This is a genomic window from Cupriavidus sp. HMR-1 (assembly GCF_000319775.1).
Classification (GTDB): Bacteria; Pseudomonadota; Gammaproteobacteria; order Burkholderiales; family Burkholderiaceae; genus Cupriavidus; species Cupriavidus metallidurans.
In genome coordinates this window covers 45,266-69,770 of record NZ_ANKP01000027.1, presented here as the reverse complement: position 1 = coordinate 69,770, position 24,505 = coordinate 45,266, and the positions used below count along the sequence as shown (strand labels likewise).

24 protein-coding genes are annotated in these 24,505 nt (G+C 65.7%); 19 read left to right on the top strand and 5 right to left on the bottom strand.

The window, feature by feature from the left end; all coding sequences use genetic code 11:
- Window positions 1-464: GNAT family N-acetyltransferase (locus D769_RS03045; RefSeq protein WP_008641982.1), on the top strand; the 464-nt coding region annotated here is incomplete at its 5' end.
- A gap of 71 nt (window positions 465-535) precedes the next feature.
- Here the strand turns inward: D769_RS03045 and purM are convergent.
- A complete protein-coding gene (gene purM, locus D769_RS03040; RefSeq protein ID WP_008641981.1) occupies window positions 536-1,588 on the bottom strand; it encodes a phosphoribosylformylglycinamidine cyclo-ligase in 1,053 nt (350 codons plus the stop codon).
- A 192-nt stretch (window positions 1,589-1,780) separates the two neighbouring features.
- Here purM and hda point away from each other — a divergent pair, with 192 nt between their 5' ends.
- The 8 genes from hda to D769_RS03000 all read left to right on the top strand — a co-directional run bounded on the left by hda (window position 1,781) and on the right by D769_RS03000 (window position 8,414).
- Window positions 1,781-2,488 (top strand): DnaA regulatory inactivator Hda, encoded by a 708-nt coding sequence (gene hda, locus D769_RS03035; RefSeq protein WP_008641980.1) that lies wholly within the window; start codon window positions 1,781-1,783, stop codon window positions 2,486-2,488.
- Between the two features lie 123 nt (window positions 2,489-2,611).
- Entirely contained in the window at window positions 2,612-3,286 is a 675-nt protein-coding gene (locus D769_RS03030; RefSeq protein ID WP_008641979.1) for an HAD family hydrolase, read from the top strand.
- 1 nt (window position 3,287) lies between these two features.
- A complete protein-coding gene (gene pcnB / locus D769_RS03025; protein WP_008641978.1) occupies window positions 3,288-4,877 on the top strand; it encodes a polynucleotide adenylyltransferase PcnB in 1,590 nt (529 codons plus the stop codon).
- 1 nt (window position 4,878) lies between these two features.
- Entirely contained in the window at window positions 4,879-5,400 is a 522-nt protein-coding gene (folK, locus tag D769_RS03020) for a 2-amino-4-hydroxy-6-hydroxymethyldihydropteridine diphosphokinase (RefSeq protein WP_008641977.1), read from the top strand.
- A gap of 23 nt (window positions 5,401-5,423) precedes the next feature.
- A complete protein-coding gene (locus D769_RS03015) occupies window positions 5,424-6,065 on the top strand; it encodes a deoxynucleoside kinase (RefSeq protein WP_008641975.1) in 642 nt (213 codons plus the stop codon).
- A 135-nt stretch (window positions 6,066-6,200) separates the two neighbouring features.
- Entirely contained in the window at window positions 6,201-7,022 is an 822-nt protein-coding gene (gene panB / locus D769_RS03010; RefSeq protein ID WP_008641973.1) for a 3-methyl-2-oxobutanoate hydroxymethyltransferase, read from the top strand.
- A 7-nt stretch (window positions 7,023-7,029) separates the two neighbouring features.
- Window positions 7,030-7,728 carry an ABC transporter permease gene (locus tag D769_RS03005; protein WP_008641971.1) on the top strand — a complete coding sequence of 233 codons (699 nt, stop codon included), beginning with the start codon at window positions 7,030-7,032 and terminating at the stop codon, window positions 7,726-7,728.
- Window positions 7,725-8,414, top strand: coding sequence for an ABC transporter ATP-binding protein (locus tag D769_RS03000; RefSeq protein WP_008641968.1), 690 nt, complete (start codon window positions 7,725-7,727; stop codon window positions 8,412-8,414). The genes D769_RS03005 and D769_RS03000 overlap by 4 nt, the downstream gene beginning before the upstream one ends.
- Window positions 8,415-8,444: 30 nt before the next feature.
- Here D769_RS03000 and pabB read toward each other — a convergent pair whose 3' ends face one another.
- The 4 genes from pabB to D769_RS02980 all read right to left on the bottom strand — a co-directional run bounded on the left by pabB (window position 8,445) and on the right by D769_RS02980 (window position 14,400).
- Complete coding sequence (gene pabB, locus D769_RS02995) at window positions 8,445-10,340, bottom strand: aminodeoxychorismate synthase component I (protein ID WP_008641966.1); 1,896 nt, start codon at window positions 10,338-10,340, stop codon at window positions 8,445-8,447.
- A gap of 83 nt (window positions 10,341-10,423) precedes the next feature.
- Window positions 10,424-11,563 carry a molecular chaperone DnaJ gene (dnaJ, locus tag D769_RS02990; RefSeq protein WP_008641963.1) on the bottom strand — a complete coding sequence of 380 codons (1,140 nt, stop codon included), beginning with the start codon at window positions 11,561-11,563 and terminating at the stop codon, window positions 10,424-10,426.
- Window positions 11,564-11,737: 174 nt separating this feature from the next.
- Window positions 11,738-13,684: a molecular chaperone DnaK gene (dnaK, locus tag D769_RS02985; protein ID WP_008641962.1), complete on the bottom strand. Its 1,947-nt coding sequence runs from the start codon at window positions 13,682-13,684 to the stop codon at window positions 11,738-11,740.
- Window positions 13,685-13,845: 161 nt separating this feature from the next.
- A complete protein-coding gene (locus D769_RS02980; RefSeq protein ID WP_008641958.1) occupies window positions 13,846-14,400 on the bottom strand; it encodes a cob(I)yrinic acid a,c-diamide adenosyltransferase in 555 nt (184 codons plus the stop codon).
- A 201-nt stretch (window positions 14,401-14,601) separates the two neighbouring features.
- Between D769_RS02980 and D769_RS02975 the strand changes: the two genes are divergently transcribed.
- The 10 genes from D769_RS02975 (at window position 14,602) to D769_RS02930 (ending at window position 24,496) form a co-directional block, all read left to right on the top strand.
- Entirely contained in the window at window positions 14,602-16,020 is a 1,419-nt protein-coding gene (locus tag D769_RS02975; RefSeq protein WP_008641956.1) for an FAD-linked oxidase C-terminal domain-containing protein, read from the top strand.
- Window positions 16,021-16,030: 10 nt separating this feature from the next.
- The gene (locus tag D769_RS02970) at window positions 16,031-16,921 is read left to right on the top strand and encodes a LysR substrate-binding domain-containing protein (protein WP_008641954.1); all 891 of its coding nucleotides are present in this window, start codon (window positions 16,031-16,033) and stop codon (window positions 16,919-16,921) included.
- A gap of 213 nt (window positions 16,922-17,134) precedes the next feature.
- Window positions 17,135-18,637, top strand: a complete 1,503-nt coding sequence (locus D769_RS02965) for an FAD-linked oxidase C-terminal domain-containing protein (RefSeq protein WP_008641953.1) — start codon at window positions 17,135-17,137, stop codon at window positions 18,635-18,637.
- A 52-nt stretch (window positions 18,638-18,689) separates the two neighbouring features.
- The gene (locus D769_RS02960) at window positions 18,690-19,613 is read left to right on the top strand and encodes an ion transporter (RefSeq protein ID WP_008641951.1); all 924 of its coding nucleotides are present in this window, start codon (window positions 18,690-18,692) and stop codon (window positions 19,611-19,613) included.
- Between the two features lie 33 nt (window positions 19,614-19,646).
- Complete coding sequence (glcE, locus tag D769_RS02955) at window positions 19,647-20,750, top strand: glycolate oxidase subunit GlcE (RefSeq protein WP_008641950.1); 1,104 nt, start codon at window positions 19,647-19,649, stop codon at window positions 20,748-20,750.
- A gap of 50 nt (window positions 20,751-20,800) precedes the next feature.
- The gene (gene glcF, locus D769_RS02950) at window positions 20,801-22,072 is read left to right on the top strand and encodes a glycolate oxidase subunit GlcF (RefSeq protein WP_008641948.1); all 1,272 of its coding nucleotides are present in this window, start codon (window positions 20,801-20,803) and stop codon (window positions 22,070-22,072) included.
- A 137-nt stretch (window positions 22,073-22,209) separates the two neighbouring features.
- On the top strand, window positions 22,210-22,596 hold the full coding sequence (locus D769_RS02945) for a CidA/LrgA family protein (RefSeq protein WP_008641946.1): 387 nt from the start codon (window positions 22,210-22,212) through the stop codon (window positions 22,594-22,596).
- Entirely contained in the window at window positions 22,593-23,318 is a 726-nt protein-coding gene (locus tag D769_RS02940) for an LrgB family protein (protein WP_008641945.1), read from the top strand. The genes D769_RS02945 and D769_RS02940 overlap by 4 nt, the downstream gene beginning before the upstream one ends.
- Window positions 23,319-23,403: 85 nt before the next feature.
- Window positions 23,404-23,784 carry a VOC family protein gene (locus D769_RS02935; protein ID WP_008641944.1) on the top strand — a complete coding sequence of 127 codons (381 nt, stop codon included), beginning with the start codon at window positions 23,404-23,406 and terminating at the stop codon, window positions 23,782-23,784.
- 19 nt (window positions 23,785-23,803) lie between these two features.
- Entirely contained in the window at window positions 23,804-24,496 is a 693-nt protein-coding gene (locus tag D769_RS02930) for a YafY family protein (RefSeq protein WP_008641943.1), read from the top strand.
- Window positions 24,497-24,505 lie beyond the last annotated feature (9 nt).

The window sequence follows — 24,505 nt, the reverse complement described above, 5'->3', positions numbered from 1 at the left end:
CCCCCGCCGATAGCGAGACCCTGTACAACCTGATTTCGGCGCTGGCCGAATACGAGAAGCTCACGCATCTGGTGGAAGCCACGCCGCAGAAGCTCTGCGATGCGCTGTTCGGCGCGCATCCGGGCGCCGAGGCCGTGATTCTCGAAGTGGATACGGACAGCGGCAAGCTGCCGGTCGGCTTCGCGCTCTTTTTCCACAACTTCTCGACGTTCCTGGCCAAGCCGGGGCTCTACCTGGAAGACCTGTTCGTCGACCCGGCATGGCGCGGGCACGGGCTGGGCAAGGCCCTGCTCAAGCACCTGGCGGCGCTGGCCGTGGAGCGCGGCTGCGGCCGCTTCGAATGGTCGGTGCTCGACTGGAACCAGCCGTCGATCGATTTCTACCGCGCGATGGGTGCCGACGTGATGCCGGACTGGCGCATCTGCCGCGTGACGGGCGATGCGCTGACGAAGCTGGGTGCCTGATCCCTGACGCCCAGGAAACAAAAAGCCCGGCCTCTCGGCCGGGCTTTTTGTTGATACGTCAGCAAGGCTGATCAGACCACCACTGTCTGCGCCTGGCCTTCGGCACGCTCGCGGATCTCACCGATCTGCCACACGGCCTCGCCGGCCGCCTGCAGGTGGCGGATGGCGCGTTCAGCGTCTTCCTTCGCCACGATCACGACCATGCCGATACCGCAGTTGAACACGCGGTGCATTTCGGCGTCGGCCACGCGGCCTTCTGCCTGCAGCCACTGGAACAGCGGCGGCAGCGTCCAGGCATCGCGCTGGATCACGGCGGTGACGTTGTCGGCCAGCACGCGCGGCACGTTCTCGGTCAGGCCACCACCGGTGATGTGGGCCATACCCTTGACCGGCAGCGTTTCGATCAGCGACAGCAGCGGCTTCACGTAGATGCGCGTCGGCGCCATGATGGCGTCCTGCAGGCGCTGGCCGTGGAAGTCGGCGTCCAGGTTCGGACGAGCCACGTCGATGATCTTGCGCACCAGCGAGTAGCCGTTCGAATGCGCGCCCGACGAAGCCAGGCCCAGCACCACGTCACCCGGGGTGATCGTGCTGCCGTCGATGATCTTCTTCTTTTCCACGGCGCCGACCGCGAAACCGGCCAGGTCGTATTCGCCGTCCGGGTACATGCTCGGCATTTCGGCGGTTTCGCCGCCGATCAGCGCGCAGCCAGCCAGTTCGCAGCCGTGGGCGATGCCCTTGATCACGGTGGCCGCGGTTTCCACGTCCAGCTTGCCGCAGGCAAAGTAGTCGAGGAAGAACAGCGGCTCGGCACCCTGCACGAGGATGTCGTTGACGCTCATCGCCACCAGATCCTGGCCCACCGTGTCATGGCGGTTGAGCTGGAACGCCAGCTTGAGCTTCGTGCCCACGCCGTCGGTGCCCGAAACCAGGACCGGCTCCTGGTACTTCTTCGACAGCTCGAACAGCGCGCCGAAACCGCCAATGCCGGCCATCACGCCTTCGCGCATGGTGCGCTTGGCAAACGGCTTGATCCGGTCGACCAGCGCGTCGCCGGCTTCGATGTCAACACCGGCGTCGCGGTAGGAAAGGCCTGCCTGGCCGGCGGTCGGGGATGCGCTCATGAGAACCTGCTTGTCTTTGAGGAGGTGAAGTGTGGATTCCGGCGCTCGGCTGACGCGCTTTTCGCCAAATCTGGCGTAGTGGGCGGGCTCGAGTCCAGTAAAATCGCAATTTTAACGGATACAGGCTCCCGGCGACCAGCTATCGCGGTCACTCTCCGTCAGCCGCAGAATCGGGCAAGTAACGCATTCGTCATGTCACCGCGTCAAAAGCAGCTCTCGCTCGAACTGGGCAGCCCGCCGCCGTCCACATTCGAGAATTTCTTCGTGGCCGCCAACCGCGAGTCCGTGCAGCGCCTGCGCGAACTGCCTGGCCTGGTCGCGCGCGAGCAGGCCACGGACCGCCTGATCTACCTGTGGGGCGAGGTCGGCTCTGGCCGCACGCACCTGCTGCATGCCGTATGCGACGCCGCGCTGCACACCGGCCTGAATTGCCGGTACCTCAGCCCGCACCACGCCCTGTCCGACTTCATGTTTGACCCGTCGTGCCAGATTTATACGGTCGACGACGTCGAATTGCTCGACGAAGCCCGCCAGATCGCGGTGTTCTCACTGTACAACGAGGTCCGCGCCCATGTGCGGTGCGCGCTCGTGGTGGCCGGGGGCCTGGCGCCGCGGGCCATGCCGGTACGTGAAGATTTGCGCACCCGGCTCGGCTGGGGCCTGGTATACCAGGTGGAATCGCTCTCGGACGAGGACAAGATGGCCGCGCTCTTGCAGGCCGCACGCGAGCGGGGCCTGCAGTTGTCACCCGAAATCCCGCACTGGCTCGTCACACGGCACTACCGTGACATGCCCAGCCTGATGGCGCTGCTGGACGCGCTCGATACCTACTCGCTCGAACGCAAACGCGCGGTGACGCTGCCGCTGCTGCGCGAAATGTTCGCTGAATTCCGGGAGTAACCGACGCCCCGCCGGCCTGGCTGGCACGAAATCCGCTCGGTCCGGGCTCAGGACACCGCCGGACTGGCAAGGCCGGCTCCCTGCCCCGACTGCCTGTTGCACTCTCATGTAAAATCGCCGCCCATGAATCTGGCATTGTTTGACCTCGACCACACCCTGATCCCCACCGATAGCGACCATGAGTGGGGCCGCTTCCTAATTCGCATGGGCGTCGTCGACGAGGAATCCTATCGTCGCAAGAACGACGAGTTCTATAGCCAATACAAGGCTGGCACGCTCGATATCGGGGCATTCCTGCGCTTCGCGCTGGCCCCGCTGGCTGCCAATCCGCGCGACCGCCTGGATCAATGGCGTGTGCGCTTCATGCACGAGGTAATCGAGCCCGTCATCACGCCGCAGGCCCGCGCGCTGGTCTACAAGCACCTGGAAGCCGGCGACCTGTGCGCGGTGGTGACTGCCACCAACAGTTTCGTGACGGCCCCGATCGCCCAGGCATTCGGGATCAAGCACCTGATCGCCACCGAGCCCGAGACCATTGACGGCAAGCCGGAAAGCGCCTTCACCGGTGAAGTATTCGGCGTGCCGAGCTTCCGGGAAGGCAAGATCACCCGCGTGGAGAGCTGGCTGAAGGGCTTGGGCGCCCGCTGGGACGACTTCGGCTCGACGACGTTCTACAGCGACTCGGCCAACGACCTGCCCCTGCTCGAGAAAGTCAGCGAGCCGGTGGCCGCCAACCCGGACGATCGCCTGCGCACCCATGCAGCCTCGGCCGGCTGGCGCATCATGGATCTGTTCTGAAGTGATCAAAAAGCTCATCAACCGGCTGCTTGGCAAGCCGGGGCCCAAGCAGCGCCGCACCGGACGCGCCCATGCGGCGCGCGTCGTCGGCGTTGACGAACACCGAATCGACCCGGCGCTGATCTCGCGCAACGCGGTCAAGGTGACCTCCACCCTGCAGCAGGCCGGCTACCAGGCCTTCATCGTGGGTGGCGCCGTGCGCGACCTGCTGCTCGGCATCAAGCCGAAGGACTTCGACGTGGCAACCAATGCCACGCCCGAGCAGGTGCAGGCGCTGTTCCGCCGCTCACGCATCATCGGCCGACGCTTCCAGATCGTTCACGTCACGTTCTACGGCGGCCGCGAGCAGGAAATCATCGAAGTCTCGACCTTCCGCGCGCTGGTCGACGCCGTCGCCAGCGAGACGCTGCCCGAAGGCCGCCGCCTCAAGCGCGCGGAACTCGACAGCAAGACCCACGCGATCGACGCCAGCGGCCGCGTGCTGCGCGACAACGTCTGGGGCACGCAGGCCGAGGACGCGGAACGCCGCGACTTCACGATCAACGCGATGTACTACGATCCGGCCGCGCAGACCGTGCATGACTACCATCACGGCATGGAAGACATCCGCGCGCGCACGCTGCGCATGATCGGCGACCCGGTCACGCGCTATCGCGAGGACCCCGTGCGCATGCTGCGCGTGGTGCGTTTTGCGGCCAAGACGGGCTTTTCGATCGACGACCACACGCGCGAGCCGATCGTCGGCCTGGCCTCGCTGATCCACAACGTGCCCAGCGCGCGCCTGTTCGACGAAATGCTCAAGCTGCTGATGTCCGGCCATGCGTGGGCCTCGCTGCAGGAACTGCGCAAGGCGGGCCTGCACAAGGGCCTGCTGCCGCTGCTGGACGTCGCGCTGGAACAACCGATGGGCCAGCGCTTCGTGCAGCTCGCCCTCGACAACACCGACCGCCGCGTGCAGGCGGGCAAGCCGGTTTCGCCGGGCTTCCTGTTCGCATCGCTGCTCTGGCACCACGTGCTGCAGCGCTGGAACAAGCTGCGCGAGCAAGGCGAGCACCCGATCGCCGCGCTCAACACCGCGATGGATCAGGTGCTGGAAAAGCAGACCGGCCAGCTTGCGATCCAGCGCCGCTTTGTCACCGACATGCGCGATATCTGGGGGATGCAGCCGCGTTTCGAGAAGCGCGTCGGTCGCATGCCGTTCCGCCTGCTGGAATCGCCGCGCTTCCGCGCTGGCTACGATTTCCTGCAACTGCGCTGCGAAGCCGGTGAACAGGCGGCCGAAATGGGCCAGTGGTGGACCGACTTCCAGAACGCGTCCCCCGATCAGCGCGAAGCGATGATCGAGGCCGCGCGCCCAGCCCGTTCCAGGGGTGGCAAGGGTGGCCAGGGCGGCCAGGGTGGACAGAGCGGCGCAAACGAACCGGAAGCTGGCGAAGGCGCGGAAGGAGCGGAAGGCGATGCGCCGGCCCGCAAACGGCGTCGCCGACGCAGTCCGCGGAAATCAGATAAAGTGTCTTCCCGCAGCGAGGCGGATTCGGCAGAAGGAGGTCAGGCCGTCGCACAATCCCGCCGCGCCCAGCCGGAGGAATAACATGACGCTCGCCTTCATCGGCATCGGCGCCAATCTTGGTGATGCACGCCAGGCAGTAAAAGACGCCATCGTGTGCCTGGCCCAGCAGGTCGGCATCACGGTGGTCGCCAAGTCGTCGTTCTATCGCACCGCACCAGTCGACGCCACAGGCGCTGACTACTTCAACGCGGTGGTGAAGATCGAGACGCCGTTCACGGCAGCGCAGCTCCTGCGTATCTGCCACCACATCGAAGACCAGTTCGGCCGGGAACGGCCGTTCCGGAACGCGCCGCGCACGCTCGACCTGGATCTGCTGCTGTTCGGCGCGGAGTCGATCAATACCGAAGTGCTGACCGTTCCGCATCCGCGCATCACCGAGCGTGCGTTCGTGCTGGTGCCGCTGGTCGAGCTCGATCCCGAGATCGAGATTCCTGGAGTGGGCCGCGCGGCCGGTTTCCTGCCGGACGTGCAGGAACAGCGCATCGAGAAGTTTTCCTCATGCAAATGCTCGCGCATGAAGGAAGGCGACGGCGCGCAGCCATGAGCGCGCCACGCCGCGGCTGACACATGCTCGATCATCTGCGTCGTATCGTCATCGAAGGCCCGGTCGGCTCCGGCAAGGCCGCGCTGGCCCAGCGCCTGGCGCGCCATCTCCAGGCGGGCGAACTGCCCGACGGCGCGCGCAACAACCCCTTCCTCGAACGCTTCTACCGCGAACCACAGCGCTATGCGCTGGCGATGCAGCTCGCCTGCCTGAACCAGCGCGTAACCCAGCTCCAGCAGTGGCATTCGGCGATGCTGGCCGGCCAGCGCATGATCGGCAACTTCCTGTTCGCGCGCGACCGTGTCTACGCTTCGCTGACACTCGACACCGACGAACTCGCGCTCTACGACGCGCTGGCGGCACGCCTGCAAGCGCCGGCGCAGCGCGTGGATCTGGTCATCATGCTACAGGCCACGCCTTCGTTGCTGCGTGAGCGAATCGCGCGGCGCGGCCTGCCCGGCGAGAGCGGTATTGACGACCAATATCTGCAGCGGCTCACCGATGCTTATGGCGAGTTGTTCCACCGCTACGACGAAGCCCCCGTGCTGATCGTCGATACCGCACATTTCAACCCGGTAGACAACGACGTCGATTTCCGTACACTACTGTCGCGCATCGAGAACATGCGAGGCCGCAGGGCCTTTCTGAATCTCGTAGCGTCCTGAGTCGTCCCGAGCGCCTGTCGGGCCGTTTCCACACGTGAAGCGGCTTTCGCCAGGCAGCACAACACACGAAAAAGACAGCGGTCGACCCTGGCAATTCGATGCACGGGTCCGAACCGATCAACCACGGGTACTGCCATGAGTTACCTCCTCGATCCCTCCCGCAAGACCGTTACCATCCCCAAACTGCAGGCCATGCGTGAAGCCGGCGAAAAGATCGCCATGCTCACCGCCTACGATTCCAGCTTCTCCGCGCTGCTCGATCTCTGCGGCGTGGAAGTGATCCTGGTCGGCGATTCGCTCGGCAACGTGATGCAGGGCCAGCAGACCACGCTGCCCGTCACGCTCGAGCACATGGTCTATCACACCGAATGCGTGTCGCGCGGCAACCAGACCGCGCTGCTCGTGTCCGACCTGCCGTTCGGCACGTATCCGACCCCCGAGAAGACCTTCGAAAGCGCCGCCGCGCTGATGCGTGCCGGCGCGCAGATGGTGAAGCTCGAAGGCGGTGACTGGCTGGCGCCGACGGTGAAGTTCCTGGTCGAGCGCAGCATTCCGGTATGCGCGCACATCGGGCTGACGCCGCAATCGGTACACGCGCTCGGCGGCTTCAAGGTGCAGGGCAAGACCGACGAGAGCGCCGCGCAGCTGAAGCGTGACGCGCTGGCGCTGCAGCAGGCCGGCGCGCAGCTGATCGTCATGGAGGCCGTGCCGGCCAAGCTCGCCGGCGAAGTGACTGCGCAACTCTCCATCCCGACCATCGGTATCGGCGCTGGCGTCGATTGCTCGGGCCAGGTGCTGGTGCTGCAGGACATGATCAACATCTACCCGGGCCGCAAGGCCAAGTTCGTGCGCAACTTCATGGAGGGACAGACCTCGATCGAAGCGGCGATCCGGGCCTATGTGGCTGCGGTGAAGGACGGCAGCTTCCCGGCCGTCGAGCATACGTTCTCGGCCTGAACGCCGCGTGGAGATCGGCGCCGCCACGCTCGAAGCATTCCGCCTGCTGGTCAGCGGCGACGGCGCCTTGTGGTTCATTGTCTGGACTTCGCTGATGGTGGCCGGGCTGGGACTGGCACTCGCCACGGTGCCGGCCATCGGCGCGGCCTACCTGATCGCCACGCAGCAATTTCCTGGCCGGCGCGCCGTCGTGGTCGTCGCCCAGGCATTCCTCTCATTTCCGACCGTGCTGGTCGGCCTGATTCTCTACCTGCTGTTCACGCGCCAGGGGCCGCTGGGCGGTTTCTCGCTGTTGTTCACACCCGCAGGCATGGTGATCGGCCAGGCCGTGATCGCCTTCCCCGTCATCCTGGCGTTCGCGTTATCCACGCTGCAGTCGGCCGATCCACGTCTGCGTGAGACAGCGTGGGTGCTCGGCGCAGGACGCTGGCAGACCTGCATGACCGTGCTGCGCGAACTGCGTTTTGGCCTGATGGCCGCAGTGGTCGCGGGTTTCGGCCGCGTGATTGCCGAGGTCGGTTCAGCGCTGATGATTGGCGGCAATATCGAAGGCGCCACACGCACGATCACCACGGCCATCGCGCTGGAAACGAGCAAGGGCGAATTCGCCGAAGGCATCGCATTGGGCATCGTGCTCGTGGCACTGGCGCTGATCGTCAATGTGCTGATGGCCTGGTTGCAGGGCGCCGGAGGTTTTCGCCGATGAGCACGCGGACACCTGCCCCGCTGCTGACGGTGCGAGGATTGTCGCGGCGCGTCGGCGCGCGCAAGTTGTTCGACATCGCCGAACTGGATTTCCCGCGCGCGACGGCCATCGCGCTGACCGGTGTCAACGGCGCGGGAAAGTCGACGCTGCTGCGGATAGTGGCCGGGCTCGAACCGGCGCCCGGCGCGACCGCAAGCTGGACCGATGCGAATGGCACCGCGCACACCGTGCCGCTTTCGCCGTTGCCAATGTCGCTACGGCGTCGCATCGCCTACATGCATCAGCATCCGTACCTGTTCCGCACCTCAGTGCGCGAGAACATCGCCTATGGCCTGCGTCACCACGGCCTGCCACGCGACGAGATTGATCGGCGGGTGGGCGCTGCGCTCGGCTGGGCCGGCGTGGTGCACGTTCAGGACACTGCGCCCGACAAGCTATCCGGTGGAGAAATCCAGCGTGTGGCACTGGCGCGCGCGAAGGTGCTGGAGCCCGATCTGCTGCTGCTCGACGAGCCGACCTCAAGCCTCGATGGTCACGCGCGCGAACAGGTCATCGCGCTGATCGGCGAACTGGCCGCCGAAGGGCGAACCGTCGTAATGGTCTGTCACGACCGCGAGCTGATCAACCTGCCCGGCGTGGTGCGCTGGAAGCTCGGCGAAGGCCGGCTTGATACGCGACACAAGTAGTCGCTGCGGCAGACACCCTAGACACCGTGCTCAGATCAGGCGCGCGCGCAGCGTGCCGCGCAATGCGTTGGCGATGACGACGGCTTCGGCGTGTTGCACCATGTCACGCGTCACGGTGACTTCCTGCACCGATCCATCGATCAATGCGTCCCCCTCTTCGAGCACCACGGCACGCATCACGCCCGGCAGGATGTCCGCCGAGAGTGGCGGTGTCATCCACTGGCCATCCACCTTGATGAACACCGAACTGCGGCCGCCTTCGAGCAGTTCGTCGCACGTGTTGAAGAACAGGCTATCGAACCCGCCTGCCCGCTCCGCGGCCTGCCATCCCTGATCGAACACGGCGCGCGCGCTGAGCTTGTGCCGGCGCAGCGGATCGTGAACGGGCAGGCATGTCGGTGCGATCTCGATACCCACGACGCCATGAGCGAGCGGAGCCAATGCCCCGCTGGCGAATACCAGCGTGCCGCGCTTGTCCACGCTCACGCGCAGGCGCCAGTCGCCATCGCCCAGTCGCGCGGCTTCAGCCTGCACCGCCGCGCGGGCTTCAGGCAAGTCCAGCGCGAAGCCGAACGCCGCCGACGAGTTCGCTAGTCGCTGCAAATGGCGCTCGCGATGTAGCACTGCGCCATCGCGCGCATGCATGGTCTCGAACAACGTGAAGCCGGGGTCATGACCGGTCAGGAACCGCGCTTTCCATCCGCATTCGGCGTACTCATTGTCGGCCACGCTATCGTGCACGATGCCACCGCCCACACCCATCTCGGCCGCGCGCAGGCCATCGGCCCCGGGCGACGCCAGCACCAGCGTGCGGATCGCCACAGACATGCCGAAGGCGCCGACGCCAATGATTTCCGTAGACTCATGCGATGGTGCATCGAGCCAACCGATCGCGCCCGTGTACAACCCACGTGGCGACGTCTCGAGCTCGGCGATGATCTGCATCGTGCGCCGCTTGGGCGCACCGGTAATCGAGCCGCACGGGAACAGCGCGGTCATCAACGCGCCAAACGACGTACCCGGGCGCGCGGTCGCGGTGACTGTCGACGTCATCTGCAATACGCGGCCGAACGGTTCGACGACGAAGCGCTCGGGCACCGTCACGCTCCCGGGGACCGCCACGCGACCGAGGTCGTTGCGCAGCAGGTCGACGATCATCACGTTCTCGGCGCGGTTCTTGGCATCGGTGGCCAGTTGTTTCGCGGCGCGCGCATCCTGCTCGGCATCCCCGGAGCGCGGCGCGGTGCCCTTCATCGGACGCGCGACGAGATGTCCGTGGCCATCGTGCTCGACGAACAGTTCGGGCGATAGCGACAGCACCCAACCGTCACCGGGCAGATGCGCAAGCACGCCGAACGGCACCGGCTGTGCCGCGCGCAATGCCGCGTAGAACGCCATCGGATCGCCAAACACGCGACAGCGTAGTCGTTGCGTGAAGTTGACCTGATAGGTATCGCCCGCCTCGATGTAATCGTGGATGCGCGCGATCGCTTCCGTGTATTGCGTCCGCGTGGTGCTGGCCGTGACGTCGAGCGCGCCCGTCGGGCCTGGTTGCGCGCCAGCGGCTAGCCACTGCGCCACGCCTTCGGTATCGAGCCGGCGCAACGTGCGAAACCACAGCACACGCAGGGCGCCATCGTGAAACGGCAGCGCATTGCCGACGTGCACGGGTGCGCCGACGATCGCACCACCGAATTCGTAGGGCGCAAAGAACGCGGCGTGCAACCCGTCCCGCCAGCCGCTGGCCAGCAGCGTGTCGAGCGCCGATACGTCGGCGCCGGCCTCCAGCACGTCCTCCCGGACGAAATCGGTATAGAGACGCGAAGCCGTCACGCCAGGGCCGGCTGTGGCGTCGTCGAGCAGAACGAAGGGGGGCGAAGGGATGGGTACCACGAAGACTGGATGCGAAAACGCTGCAGTCGGCATTATCGCTGCGTTGGGCGTAAAAAAAACGGCCACGCTGGACACGTGGCCGGTTTCATCGTCCTGTTGACGGGTCGATGAGGCGATCAGCTAAAGAAGCTCTTCACCTTGTCGAGCCAGGACTGCTCCTGCGGGCTGTGACGCGAACCGCCCTCGTGCACCGAGCGGTCGAACTGGCGCAGGATGTCCTTCTGGGCCTCGGTCAGCTTGACCGGCGTCTCCACGTTCACATGCACGTAGAGGTCGCCCGGATATCCGGAACGCACACCCTTGATGCCCTTGCCGCGCAGGCGGAACGTCTTGCCGGCCTGGGTGCCTTCCGGCACCGGGAAACTGGCCCGGCCGCCCAGCGTCGGCACTTCGATATCGCCGCCCAGCGCCGCCGTGGCGAACGAGATCGGCATCTGGCAGTGCAGGTCGTCGCCGTCGCGCTCGAACACCGGGTGCTGCTTGATATGCACCTCGACGTAGAGATCGCCCGGCGGGCCGCCGTTGATGCCCGGCTCGCCGTTGCCCGACGAACGGATACGCATCCCTTCGTCGATACCGGCCGGAATCTTGACCTCGAGCGTCTTCTGCGACTTGAGCTTGCCCTGACCATGGCACTTCGTGCACGGCTTCGGGATGAACTTGCCGCTGCCGTGACACTTCGGGCAGGTCTGCTGCATCGTGAAAAAGCCCTGCGACACACGCACCTGGCCCACGCCGTTACAGGTCGGGCAGGTTTCAACCGACGAACCCGGCTCGGCGCCATTGCCGTGGCAGTGTTCGCAATCGTCCCAGTGCGGCACGCGGATCTGCGCCTCGTGGCCATGCGCGGCCTGCTCCAGCGAGATCTCCATGCTGTAGCGCAGGTCGGCGCCACGGTAGGCCTGCGGGCCGCCGCCACGGCGTCCGCCGCCGGCTGCCTGGCCGAAGATGTCGCCGAAGATATCGCCGAACGCTTCCGCGAAGCCACCGCCGCCAAACCCGCCGCCGCCGAATCCACCGGCCATGTTCGGGTCCACGCCAGCGTGGCCGTATTGATCGTAAGCCGCCTTCTTCTCGGGGTCGGAGAGCATCTCGTAGGCCTCCTTGACCTCCTTGAATTTCTCCTCGGCTTCCTTGTTATCCGGATTGCGGTCCGGATGGTGCTTCATCGCGAGCTTGCGATAAGCCTTCTTGATCTCGTCGTCGCTCGCGTTCTTGCCTACCCCGAGCACTTCGTAGTAGTCACGTTTTGCCATGGTGGCTCATACCTGATTGGCCCGACGGAGCCCTTACATGCCCGCCGCGCGATAAGCAAAAAAGCCGAGCGCAGTGTCCAACCGAGGTTTGCACCTGGTGTCAGACAACCGTCGCCCGGCGTCGGGAACGGGTGGCGGCGCCGGCATCACCCGCGCCGCCACCCGCCGTCCCGATTACTTCTTGTCGTTCACTTCCTTGAACTCGGCATCCACGACGTTGTCGTCCTGCGGCTGGGCCTGCTGCTGTGCGCCGCCGGCTGCGCCGGCACCTGCCGCCGCACCTTCACCGGCCTGGGCCTGCATGTCGGCGTAGACCTTCTCGCCCAGCTTCTGGCTGACTTCGGACAGCGCATTGACCTTGGCGTCGATCTCGGCCTTGTCACCACCGCGGGCGGCATCTTCCAGGTCCTTGATCGCGGCTTCGATCTTTTCCTTCTCGCCGGCTTCGAGCTTGTCGCCGTACTCGCCCAGCGCCTTGCGCGTCGAGTGGATCAGCGCGTCGGCCTGGTTGCGGGCGTCGGCCAGCTCACGGGCGCGCTTGTCTTCCTCGGCATTGGCTTCGGCATCCTTCACCATGCGCTGGATCTCGTCTTCGGACAGACCCGAGTTCGCCTTGATCGTGATGCGGTTTTCCTTGCCGGTGGCCTTGTCCTTGGCGCCCACATGCAGAATGCCGTTGGCGTCGATGTCGAACGAGACCTCGATCTGCGGCGTGCCACGCGGTGCCGGCGCAATGCCTTCCAGGTTGAACTCGCCCAGCATCTTGTTGCCGGTGGCCATCTCGCGCTCGCCCTGGTACACCTTGATCGTCACGGCCGGCTGATTGTCGTCAGCGGTCGAGAAAACCTGTGCGTGCTTGGTCGGGATGGTCGTGTTCTTGTTGATCATCTTGGTCATCACGCCACCCAGCGTTTCGATGCCCAGCGACAGCGGCGTCACGTCCAGCAGCAGCACGTCGGTACGGTCGCCCGACAGCACCGAACCCTGGATGGCGGCACCCACGGCCACGGCTTCGTCCGGGTTCACGTCCTTGCGGGCTTCCTTGCCGAAGAACTCGCGCACCTGTTCCTGCACCTTCGGCATACGGGTCATGCCGCCGACCAGGATCACGTCGTCAATGTCGCTGACCTTGACGCCCGCATCCTTGATCGCGGTACGGCACGGTTCGATCGTGCGGGTGATCAGTTCTTCCACCAGCGCTTCGAGCTTGGCGCGCGTGATCTTCAGGTTCAAGTGCTTCGGACCCGAGGCATCGGCCGTGATGTACGGCAGGTTGATCTCGGTCTGCTGCGAGCTCGACAGTTCGATCTTGGCCTTTTCAGCGGCTTCCTTCAGGCGTTGCAGCGCCAGCACGTCCTTCGACAGATCGACGCCCTGTTCCTTCTTGAACTCGCCGATGATGTAGTCGATGATGCGCTGGTCGAAGTCCTCGCCACCGAGGAACGTGTCGCCGTTGGTCGACAGCACTTCGAACTGCTTTTCGCCATCCACGTCGGCGATTTCGATGATCGAGATGTCGAACGTGCCGCCGCCGAGGTCATACACGGCAATCTTGCGGTCGCCCTTCTCGTTCTTGTCCATGCCGAACGCCAGCGCTGCAGCGGTCGGTTCGTTGATGATGCGCTTGACGTCCAGCCCGGCGATGCGGCCGGCATCCTTGGTTGCCTGGCGCTGCGAGTCGTTGAAGTACGCCGGCACCGTGATCACGGCTTCGGTCACCGGCTCGCCCAGGTAGTCCTCGGCGGTCTTCTTCATCTTGCGCAGCACTTCGGCCGAAACCTGCGGCGGGGCCAGCTTCTGGTCGCGCACGCCAACCCAGGCGTCGCCGTTGTCGGCCTTGACGATCGCGTACGGCATCAGGCCGATGTCCTTCTGGACTTCCTTCTCTTCGAACTTGCGGCCGATCAGGCGCTTCACCGCGTACAGCGTGTTACGCGGGTTGGTGACGGCCTGGCGCTTGGCAGGCGCGCCAACCAGGATCTCGCCATCTTCCATGTAGGCGATGATCGACGGCGTGGTGCGTGTGCCTTCGGAGTTCTCGATGACTTTCGGCGTGTTGCCTTCCAGAATGGACACGCAGCTGTTGGTGGTACCGAGGTCGATACCGATGATCTTACCCATAGTGTTCTCTCCTATTGAGCCCCGCTTCTTGAGATCAGGGCTGCAATTCAACCTGAATGCGAAATGTGGCCATCGCGGGCCATTTCAAGGGCGAAATTCGCAAATCCGAGTAAATTTCTCGGAAAAACGAGTCAGCCTAATTAGTGGCTCATGCGTAACTTTCAGGACTCCCGCTCGCGCTGCCAGAGCACGTCGCTCCCGCCACCCACACGGTTCAGCACACGGGCCAGCACGAACAGCAGGTCTGACAGCCTGTTCAGGTACTGGCGCGGCGCCTCGTTGAGCGCTTCGGCTGCGCCCAGCTCCACAAGCGCACGTTCCGCCCGGCGGCAGACCGTACGGCAGATGTGGGCCTGCGCGGCGGGCCGGCTTCCGCCCGGCAGGATGAATTCGGCCAGCCGTGGCAGGGCGGCATTGTAATGGGCCAGCCAGTCGTCGAGCTGGGCCACCTGTGGCGCCTTGAGCAAGGTATAGCCCGGGATGGAGAGTTCACCACCCAGGTCGAACAGGTCGTGCTGGATATGGAGCAGCGCGGCGCGGACGTCCTCGGGCAGATCCGGTTCGGTCAGCAGCAGGCCGATATGGGAATTCAGCTCGTCCACGTCGCCGATCGCGACGATGCGCAGGCTGTTCTTGCCAACCCGGCTGCCGTCGCCGAGGCCCGTGGTGCCGGCGTCGCCGGTGCGCGTGGCAATTTTGGACAGGCGATTACCCATGCCGGTCTCCTTGTGGTCAGTGTTTTAGAAGTGGCGCAATTATGGACCCTCCGGGGCCCGGCAGGCCCTGCCACGTGCCGCGCGGGGCGTGTTGGAGACGCATTGGGGACGTATTGGGGACGTATGGGAGACGTGGAAGGCGACGTAGAATGGCGGCATTCCCTTGCATACAGAGCTATACGGCCCGAGCCGGAGACCCGCATGAACCACCCCACACCTGCCGCCGCCCTGGCGCGCCGGCCGTTCCCGTCGGAACTGGCCGATGCCCTCGCCGCCCGCTTCGGCGACCGCTTCACCACCTCGGCCGGCGTGCGCGAGCATCATGGCCGCGACGAATCCCCGTTCCCGCCCGAACTGCCGGACGCCGTGGTCTTTGCCCATAGCACCGAGGAAGTGGCCGAACTGGCGAAGCTCTGCAACACGCATGGCGTGCCGCTGATCCCCTACGGCGCCGGCTCCTCGCTCGAGGGCCACCTGCTGGCCGTGGCCGGCGGTATCAGCCTCGACCTGTCGCAGATGAACCGGGTGCTGGCCGTGCACCCCGAGGATCTGACCGTCACCGTCCAGCCCGGCGTCACGCGCAAACAGCTCAACCAGGAGATCAAGGACACGGGCCTGTTCTTCCCGATCGACCCGGGCGCCGATGCGTCGCTGGGTGGCATGTGCGCCACGCGCGCCTCGGGCACCAACGCGGTCCGCTACGGCACCATGCGCGAGAACGTACTGGCGCTGACCGTGGTCACGGCCGACGGCCGGGTCATCCGCACCGGCACCAATGCGCGCAAGTCGTCGGCGGGCTATGACCTGACGCGCCTGTTCGTCGGCAGCGAAGGCACGCTCGGCATCATCACCGAAGTTACGGTGCGGCTCTATCCGCAGCCGGAAGCGATCTCCGCAGCCGTCTGCGCCTTCCCGAGCATGGGCGACGCCGTGCGCGCCACCATCCAGACGATCCAGCTTGGCGTGCCCGTGGCCCGGGTGGAGTTCGTCGACGCCCTGGCAATCCGTGCGATCAACCGCCATGACAATCTGACCTTGCCGGAAACGCCCCACCTGTTCTTCGAGTTCCATGGCACCGAGGCCGGCGTGCGCGAACAGGCCGAGACCGTGCAGGACATCGCCGCCGAGCACGGTGGCCAGGGCTTCGAATGGGCCACACGGCCCGAGGACCGGTCGCGGCTCTGGAATGCCCGCCATACCGCCTATTTCGCGATGCTCCAGCTGAAGCCGGGCTGCAAATCGGTCACCACCGACGTCTGCGTGCCGATCTCGCGGCTGGCCGACTGCGTGACCGAAACCGAGCGCGATCTGAACGCGTCGTCGCTGCCTTGCCCGATCGTTGGTCACGTCGGGGACGGCAACTTCCACGTGGCGATCCTGGTGGACCCGGACAAGCCCGAGGAAATGGCCGAGGCCGAGGACATCAACCGCCGCATCGTGCAGCGTGCACTGGCGATGGGCGGCACTTGCACCGGCGAACACGGCGTGGGCCTGCACAAGATGGGATTTCTGGTGCAGGAGCATGGCGAGGATGCGCTCGACCTGATGCGCGCGATCAAGGATGCACTCGACCCGAACCACATCCTGAATCCGGGCAAGATCTTCAGCGCCACGCGCTGAGCACGCGGCCATGGCATCGGTTTTCCATCGCGTCCCACCCCTGCACCTGCTGATCGCGTTCGAAGCGGCTGCCCGGCTGGGCAGCTTCGCGCGCGCTGCCGAGGAGCTGTCGGTGACGCCGAGCGCGGTCTCGCACAGGATCAAGAACCTTGAGGAACTCTGGGGCGACGACCTGTTCGTGCGCTCGAACGCCGCGCTGCGGCTGACCGCGGCCGGCACACGCTACCAACGCAACGTGCAGGATGCGCTGAAGTCGCTCAACGAACTGGCACGCCCCGAGTACAACAAGCTGCGCACGCGGCTGCGCGTGGCGATCCCGCCGACATTCGGTCGCCAGCACCTGGTGCCGCGCCTGCCCGAGTTCACCGCGCTCTATCCGCATATCGATCTCGAACTGCACCTGGCCGTGCCGTTCCTCGACGTCAAGGCCGAGGACACCGATATCGAAATCCGCTACGGCACCGGCCGCTACCCCGACCTGAAGACCACGAAACTGCTGGTCGAGCCCGTGTTTCCGGCGTGCGGCCGCGAGTACTACGAGCGCGTGAACGGCTTTGCGGTCACCAAACCCGAGGATCTGCACAATCTGACGCTGCTGCGCAGCCCGCTGGAACCGTGGCGGCCGTGGTTCGAAACCGCCGGCCTGGACTGGCCGGAGCCGCTGACCGGCGCGCAGTTCAACGATATCGGCCTGATGCTGGAGGCGATCGTCTCGAACCAGGGCGTGGGGCTGGTGCGCCAGCGCATGGCGCGGCAGTGGCTGGCGGCGGGCCAGATGGTGAAGCTGCTCGATATCGAGTCCGTATCGCCACACGGCTACTACATCGTCGAACGCGAGCAGGCGCCGCTGATGCCCGAGGCGCGCTACTTCATCGACTGGCTGCTCGGGCTGGACTGGTAGCGGACAAGCCACTACGCTGGAAGCGGCATCGTCCGCGGCCTCGGGCATTTGCACCCGGCATGAACCTTTTTGATCGGGTCGTCGTGCCGAATTCACGTGCGCCAGGGCGCTCCCGGCGGGGTGCCTGCGCTATAGTCTGCCGTCCCGGCCCCGGTACGAGCACGCATCCACGCGGGAATCGTGCGCGTCGGCCGGTCCGTCACAGGAGTTGCCATGAACGCCCCGCAAGACGCCCAATCTGTCGCCGGTGAATCCGCGGAGACGCGACGCGCCACGCTGCTGGCCGGCCTCGCCCGCATCCTGCCCGACACGGCCGTGCTGTGGAAGGCCGAGGACACTGTGCCGTACGAGTGCGACGGTCTGGCCGCCTATCGCCAGGTTCCAGACGCCGTGGTGCTGCCCGATACCGAGGAGCAGGTCTGCGCGGTGCTGCGCCTGTGCCATGAGCTCGGCGTGCCGGTGGTGCCACGGGGCTCCGGCACCAGCCTGTCTGGCGGCGCGATGCCGATCGCCGGCGGACTGGTGCTGTCGCTGGCCAAGTTCAAGCGCATCCTGTCGCTCGATCCGTATTCCCGCACGGCCGTGGTTCAGCCCGGCGTGCGTAACCTGGCGATCTCTGACGCCGCCGCCCCGCACAACCTCTACTACGCGCCCGACCCATCGTCGCAGATCGCCTGTTCGATCGGCGGCAACGTGGCCGAGAACTCGGGTGGCGTGCACTGCCTCAAGTACGGCCTGACGGTCCACAATGTGCTGCGCGTGCGCGCGGTAACGATGGAAGGCGAGGTGGTCGTGTTCGGGTCCGAGGCGCCCGACGCGCCGGGCCTCGACCTCCTGGCCGCAATGATCGGCTCCGAAGGCATGCTGGCCGTGGTCACGGAAGTCACCGTGAGGCTCATTCCCAAGCCGCAGCTCGCGCAGGTCATCATGGCCAGCTTCGATGACGTGGAGAAAGGCGGCAATGCCGTGGCCGACGTGATCGCCGCGGGCATTATCCCGGCCGGGCTGGAGATGATGGACAAGCCCGCCACGGCCGCCGTGGAGGAATTCGTCAAGGCCGGCTACGACCTCGACGCCGCCGCGATCCTGCTGTGCGAGTCGGACGGCACGCCCGAGGAAGTGGCCGAGGAAATCGCCCGCATGAGCGAGGTGCTGCGCGCATCGGGCGCGACGCGCATCACGGTGTCGCAAAGCGAAGCCGAGCGCCTGCGCTTCTGGAGCGGCCGCAAGAACGCCTTCCCGGCTGCGGGCCGCATCTCGCCCGACTACTACTGCATGGACGGCACGATCCCTCGCAAGCACATCGGCACGCTACTCAAGCGCATCGAGCAGATGGAGCACAAATACGGGTTACGCTGCATCAACGTTTTCCATGCGGGCGATGGCAATATGCACCCCCTGATCCTGTTCGATGGCGCGGATCACGACGAGTGGCAGCGCGCAGAGTTGTTCGGGTCGGACATCCTGGAGACCTGCGTGGAACTCGGCGGCACCGTGACCGGCGAGCACGGTGTGGGCGTGGAAAAGCTCAACTCGATGTGCGTGCAGTTCTCCCCGTCCGAGCGTGAGGCGTTCTTCGGGGTCAAGGCCGCATTCGATCCCGCCCGGCTGCTGAACCCGGACAAGGCAATCCCCACGCTTGCGCGCTGCGCCGAATACGGCAAGATGCACGTCAAGCGCGGCCTGCTGCCGCATCCGGACCTGCCGCGTTTCTGACACCATCCAGACGGGAAGGCGCGAGCGTCCGCAACCCTTCTCCGCCTTGCACATGTCACGATCCACACGATCCGATCAAAACGCGCGCATTCGCCAACGGCTGGGCCAACCCGAGTCGGGATGGCGCCAGCGCTGGTACACGATCATCTTCGAAGCGGACACGCGCCCGGGGCGCACGTTCGACATCGTGCTGCTGGTGGCCATCATCGCCAGCGTGGCCGTGGTCATGCTCGACAGCATCCAGGCCATTCACGCGCGCCTGGGCACGGTGTTCACCGTACTCGAGTGGTTGTTCACGCTGCTGTTCACGACCGAATACATCATGCGGCTGAGCGTCGTGCGGCGACCGCTGCGCTACGTCTTCAGCTTCTACGGCATCATCGACTTCCTGTCGATCATTCCGACCTGGGCATCGTTCTTCGTGCCGGAACTCGCCTTCCTGATCGACGTGCGCCTGCTGAGGCTGTTGCGTGTCTTCCGGATTCTCAAGCTGACGGTCTATTTCGAGGAAGCCGAGATCCTCATGCTCGCGCTGTCCAACAGCCGCCGCAAGATCTTCGTGTTCCTGGGCACCGTATTCATCATCACGGTAATCCTGGGCACGATCATGTACGTGGTGGAAGGCCCCACGCACGGCTTCACGAGCATCCCGGTCAGCATGTACTGGGCCATCGTCACGCTTACCACCACGGGCTTCGGCGACATGGTGCCGAAGACGCCAATCGGTCAGTTCATCACGTCGATCACGATCCTGCTCGGCTACGGAATCATCGCGTTTCCGACTGGCATCGTTGGCGCTGAACTGGCTGCAAGCATCATCCGGCGCCCGCTGACCACGCGCTCGTGCGAACACTGCCTGACCGAAGGCCACGAGCCAGACGCCACGTTCTGCAAGCACTGTGGCACCGCGTTGCCAGAGTATCGAACCGAACTGGCCACCGACCAACGCAGCGACAACGGTAGCCGATCCCGCTGACGCCCCCCCAATTCCAATTACGACAACGTCCTCATGCAAGCCACTCTCGACGCCTTTCGCGATGCGATCCGCCAGGCCGGCGACACCCGCACACAGCTGCGCCTGCGCGGTGGCGGCAGCAAGGACTTCTACGGCCAGGCGTTGGCCGGCACCGTGCTCGATACGCGGGCCTATCGCGGCATCGTCGAATACGATCCCGCCGAACTCGTGATTACGGCACGCTGCGGCACGCCGCTGGCCGAGATCGAGGACGCGGTGGCGCAAAAGCGCCAGATGCTGGCCTTCGAGCCGCCGCATTTCGCGCTGCGCGGCCAGGCCAGCACGGCCACGATCGGCGGCGCGGTGGCGGCCGGGTTGTCTGGCCCGCGCCGTCAGTCGGCGGGAGCGCTGCGCGACTTCGTGCTGGGCACGCAATTGATGGACGGCCACGGCGAGATCATGCACTTCGGTGGCCAGGTGATGAAGAACGTAGCCGGCTATGACGTGTCGCGCCTGCTGGCCGGCTCGCTCGGCACGCTCGGCCTGATTCTTGAGGTCTCGCTGAAGGTGCTGCCCGTGCCGTTCGATGACGCCACGCTGCGCTTCGCGATGGGCCAGGCCGAGGCGATCGACCAGCTCAACAAATGGGGCGGCCAGCCGTTGCCGATCGCGGCGTCGGCGTGGCATGACGGATTCCTGCATGTGCGACTCAGCGGCGCGACCGCCGCGGTTTGCGCCGCGCGTGACAACCTGGGCGGCGAGGTCATCGATGCCAGTCACGCCCAGCAGTTGTGGACGGCCTTGCGCGAACAGACGCACTCGTTCTTCTCCCCGGCAAACGATGCGGGCCACGCCCTGTGGCGCATCGCCGTGCCAACGGTCTGCAAGCCGCTGGACCTGCCCGGCGCCCAGCTCGTGGAATGGGGTGGCGGCCAGCGCTGGTGGATCGCTCCGGATGACAGCGCCGCATCGGCGGATCGGGTGCGCGCCGCGGCGCAGGCCGCCGGTGGTCACGCCACGCTGTTCCGCAATGGCGACAAGTCCGTTGGCGTGTTCACGCCGCTGTCATCGCCGCTGGCCGCGATCCACAAGCGGCTCAAGGACACCTTCGACCCTGCGGGTATTTTCAATCCGCAGCGCATGTACAACGGACTCTGAGTCCGCAGGCAACCCCATAGCGACCTTCGCGACCACAGCGACCCCACATCATGCAAACCACACTGGCCGATTTCCTGCGCAACACGCCCGAAGGCGAAGAGGCGAAATCCATCGTCGGCAAATGCGTGCACTGCGGTTTCTGCACGGCCACGTGCCCGACCTATCAGTTGCTCGGCGACGAACTCGACGGGCCGCGCGGCCGCATCTACCTGATGAAGCAGGTGCTCGAGGGCAACCCCGTCACGGAAAGCACGCGCCTGCATCTGGATCGCTGCCTGACCTGCCGCAATTGCGAATCCACCTGCCCGTCTGGCGTGACCTATGGTCACCTGGTGGACATCGGCCGCAAGATCGTCGATGACCGGCTGGAGGCACAAGGCATCAAGCGCCCGGCCAAGGAACGCATCGTGCGCTGGGTGCTGCGCGAAGGCCTGACGCGCCCGGCCCTGTTCGGCCCCGCCCTGAAACTCGGCCAGATCGTGCGCCCCTGGCTGCCGCAGATGCTGCGCAACAAGGTACCCGCGAGCGAGCCCGCGGCGGGCGCCTGGCCGCGCACCGAGCATCCCCGCAAGATGCTGTTGCTCGACGGCTGCGTGCAACCAGCCATGTCGCCCAACATCAATGCCGCCACGGCACGTGTGTTCGACAAACTCGGCGTACAACTGGTGGTGGCGCGGGAAGCCGGTTGTTGTGGCGCCATCCGCTTCCACAATGGTGACCATCCAGGCGGACTCGACAATATGCGCGCGAACATCGACGCGTGGTGGCCGCATATCGAGGCCGGGGCCGAAGCGATCGTCATGACCGCGTCGGGCTGCGGCGCGATGGTCAAGGACTACGGCCACCTGCTGCGCAACGATCCGAAGTACGCATCGCGTGCCGCGCATGTATCGGCCATGACGCGCGACCTGTCGGAACTACTGCCCGACTTTACCGACGAACTGCACCGCCTGGCCGGCGCCGTGCCGCGCGATAGCCGCCGCGTGGCGTGGCATCCGCCGTGCACGCTGCAGCACGGGCAACAGATCCGCGGCAAGGTCGAAGCGCTGCTGACCCGCCTGGGTGTGGACGTACGCCTCTGCGCGGATAGCCACCTGTGTTGCGGCTCCGCCGGCACCTACTCGGTGCTGCAGCCCGAACTGTCGTACAAGCTGCGCGACGACAAGCTCGCCAAGCTGCAGGCCACCTCGCCGGAATCCATCGTCACGGCCAATATCGGCTGCATCACGCACCTGCAAAGCGGCACGGAAACGCCGGTGATGCACTGGGTCGAGCTGGTGGACCGGATGCTGGCGCCGGTGGTGGCGGCACAGGCGGCCTAAGCCACGGGTGATGGCGGTCTCCCCTCTCCCGCGAATGGGCGAGGGGAGCAGGAAGCCAATGGCAGCACTGACGTCCGGCTTGCACGCATCTTGTACGGGAGTACCATGTCGGCACATTTCGTCTCCCTACGCGCCCCATGCTTCAGACGTTTGCCATCCTGCTGGTCTTTCAGACCGTGGGCGAGGTGATCAGCTACGCGCTGCACCTGCCCGTGCCGGGTCCCGTGATCGGCATGCTCCTGCTATTCGGCTGGCTGGTCTTCGACAACCGGCTGCTGCCCGTCGTCCAGAACTCCGCGAATGAACTGCTCAAGCACCTGTCGCTGCTGTTCGTGCCGGCCGGCGTCGGCATCATGGTGCACGCGAACCGAATCGGCAGCGAATGGCTCCCCATCGTCATCGCCTTGGTGGTTTCCACCTGGGTGGCCATCGCGGTCACGGCGCTGGTCACGCGTGCGCTGATGCGCAAGCCTCCTGCCGACACTCCTGTCGACACGTCGGCGGACACGGGAGCACAGCCATGATGTCGCCACGCCTGAACGAAATCTGGGTCTACCTGGCGGCGAGTCCGCTGATCGGGCTCACCGCCACGCTGATTGCCTACGTGTTCGCGTTCCGCATCTACGAGCGCGCTCGCTTCTCTCCGCTGGCCAATCCGGTGATGATCTCGGTGGCGATCCTGGTGACCGTGCTGACCGTCACGGGTACGCCGTACAAGACCTACTTCGACGGCGCGCAGTTCGTGCACTTCCTGCTCGGCCCCGCGACGGTGGCGCTTGCCGTGCCGCTCTACACGCAATTGCCGAAGCTGCGTACCAACGTGTTCCCCCTGCTGTGCGGCCTGGTAGCCGGTTCGTTCGCGGCCGTGGTGTCGGCGGTGGGCATTGCCTACGCACTTGGCGCGACGCCGGACGTGATTCGATCGCTTGCGCCGAAGTCGGTGACCATCCCGATCGCGATGGGGGTATCGGAAAAGATCGGTGGCCTGCCCTCGCTGACCGCGGTGCTGGTCATGGCAACCGGCATCATCGGCGCCGTCACCGCCACCGGCCTGCTTAACCTGCTGCGCGTGCGGGACTACACGGTGCGAGGCTTCGCCACGGGCGTGGCCGCGCACGGCATCGGCACGGCACGGGCATTCCAGGTCAGCCAGGAAGCCGGGGCTTTCTCGGCACTCGGAATGGGGCTGAATGGCGTACTGACGGCCATCATGGTGCCGGTGCTGGCGGCCTGGATGCCGCATTGACACCCCTGACACGCTCCTGACAGTACGCTGTCAGGAGCCCACGCGCATGATCCGTTCTCCCAACTTCGTAACGAGGAGAGCCAAGATGTCCACCCCCAACACCACCCTGGTCAACTGGCTGGAAATCCCGGTGACCGACATGCAGCGCGCGGTCCAGTTCTATGAAGCCGTGTTCGAGCATCCGCTGCGCCGCGAGACGATGGGTAAAGTCGATATGGCCGTGTTCACGCACGGCGACGGATCGGGCGCGCTGGTCCAGGGCGACCAGTACCGCGCGAGCGCGTTCTATGGTCCGGTGCCGTACCTGAACGCCCCGCAACTCGACGACGTGCTGGCACGTGTCAGCCACGCCGGCGGCCATACGCTCGAAGGGCCGGTCGACCTGCCTGACAACCTTGGGCGCTACGCGCATATCAAGGACAGCGAGGGCAACCGGATCGGCCTGCACGAGCCGGGCACCCACTAACGAGGAAAGCGAGCACCCAGTGAGCCGACGCGCCGACCGCCTGTTCCAGATCGTCCAGGTCCTGCGAGGCCGCCGCCTGACCACGGCGGCGCTGCTGGCCCAGCGCCTGGGCGTTTCCGAACGCACGGTCTATCGGGATATCCAGGCGCTGTCGCTCTCGGGCGTGCCGGTTGAAGGCGAGGCCGGCATTGGCTACCGGCTGCGGCCCGACTACGACGTGCCGCCACTGATGTTCACGTCGATGGAAGTCGAGGCCATGGTGGCCGGGTTGCGCCTGCTCAAGGCCTGGGGAGGCGGCGCGCTGGCCGCCGCCGCCGATCCCTCGCTCGAAAAACTGATGGCCGCGCTACCGCCGCAGCGGCGCGTGGCCGCGCAGCAGAGCCGCATTTTCGCGCCCGAGTACGTCAACCAGCCCGCCGTGCGCGAGGCTTTCGACATCGTGCATACGGCCATCGGCGCGCAACGGCTGCTGCGGATCGACTACAGCGACGCGCAGCAACGCGAAAGCGTGCGCGTGGTGCAACCGCTGGGCCTGTTCTTCTGGGGTAATGTCTGGCTGCTGGCGGCGTGGTGCACGACGCGCTCCGACTACCGCAGCTTCCGGCTGGACCGCTGCCGCGCCCTGACGATGCTCGACGAGCATTTCCTCGAGACGTCAGAGCGTTCGCTCAACGGATTCCTCCGCACCGTCCAATCGGACACGCAGGGATAGTCGAGCACG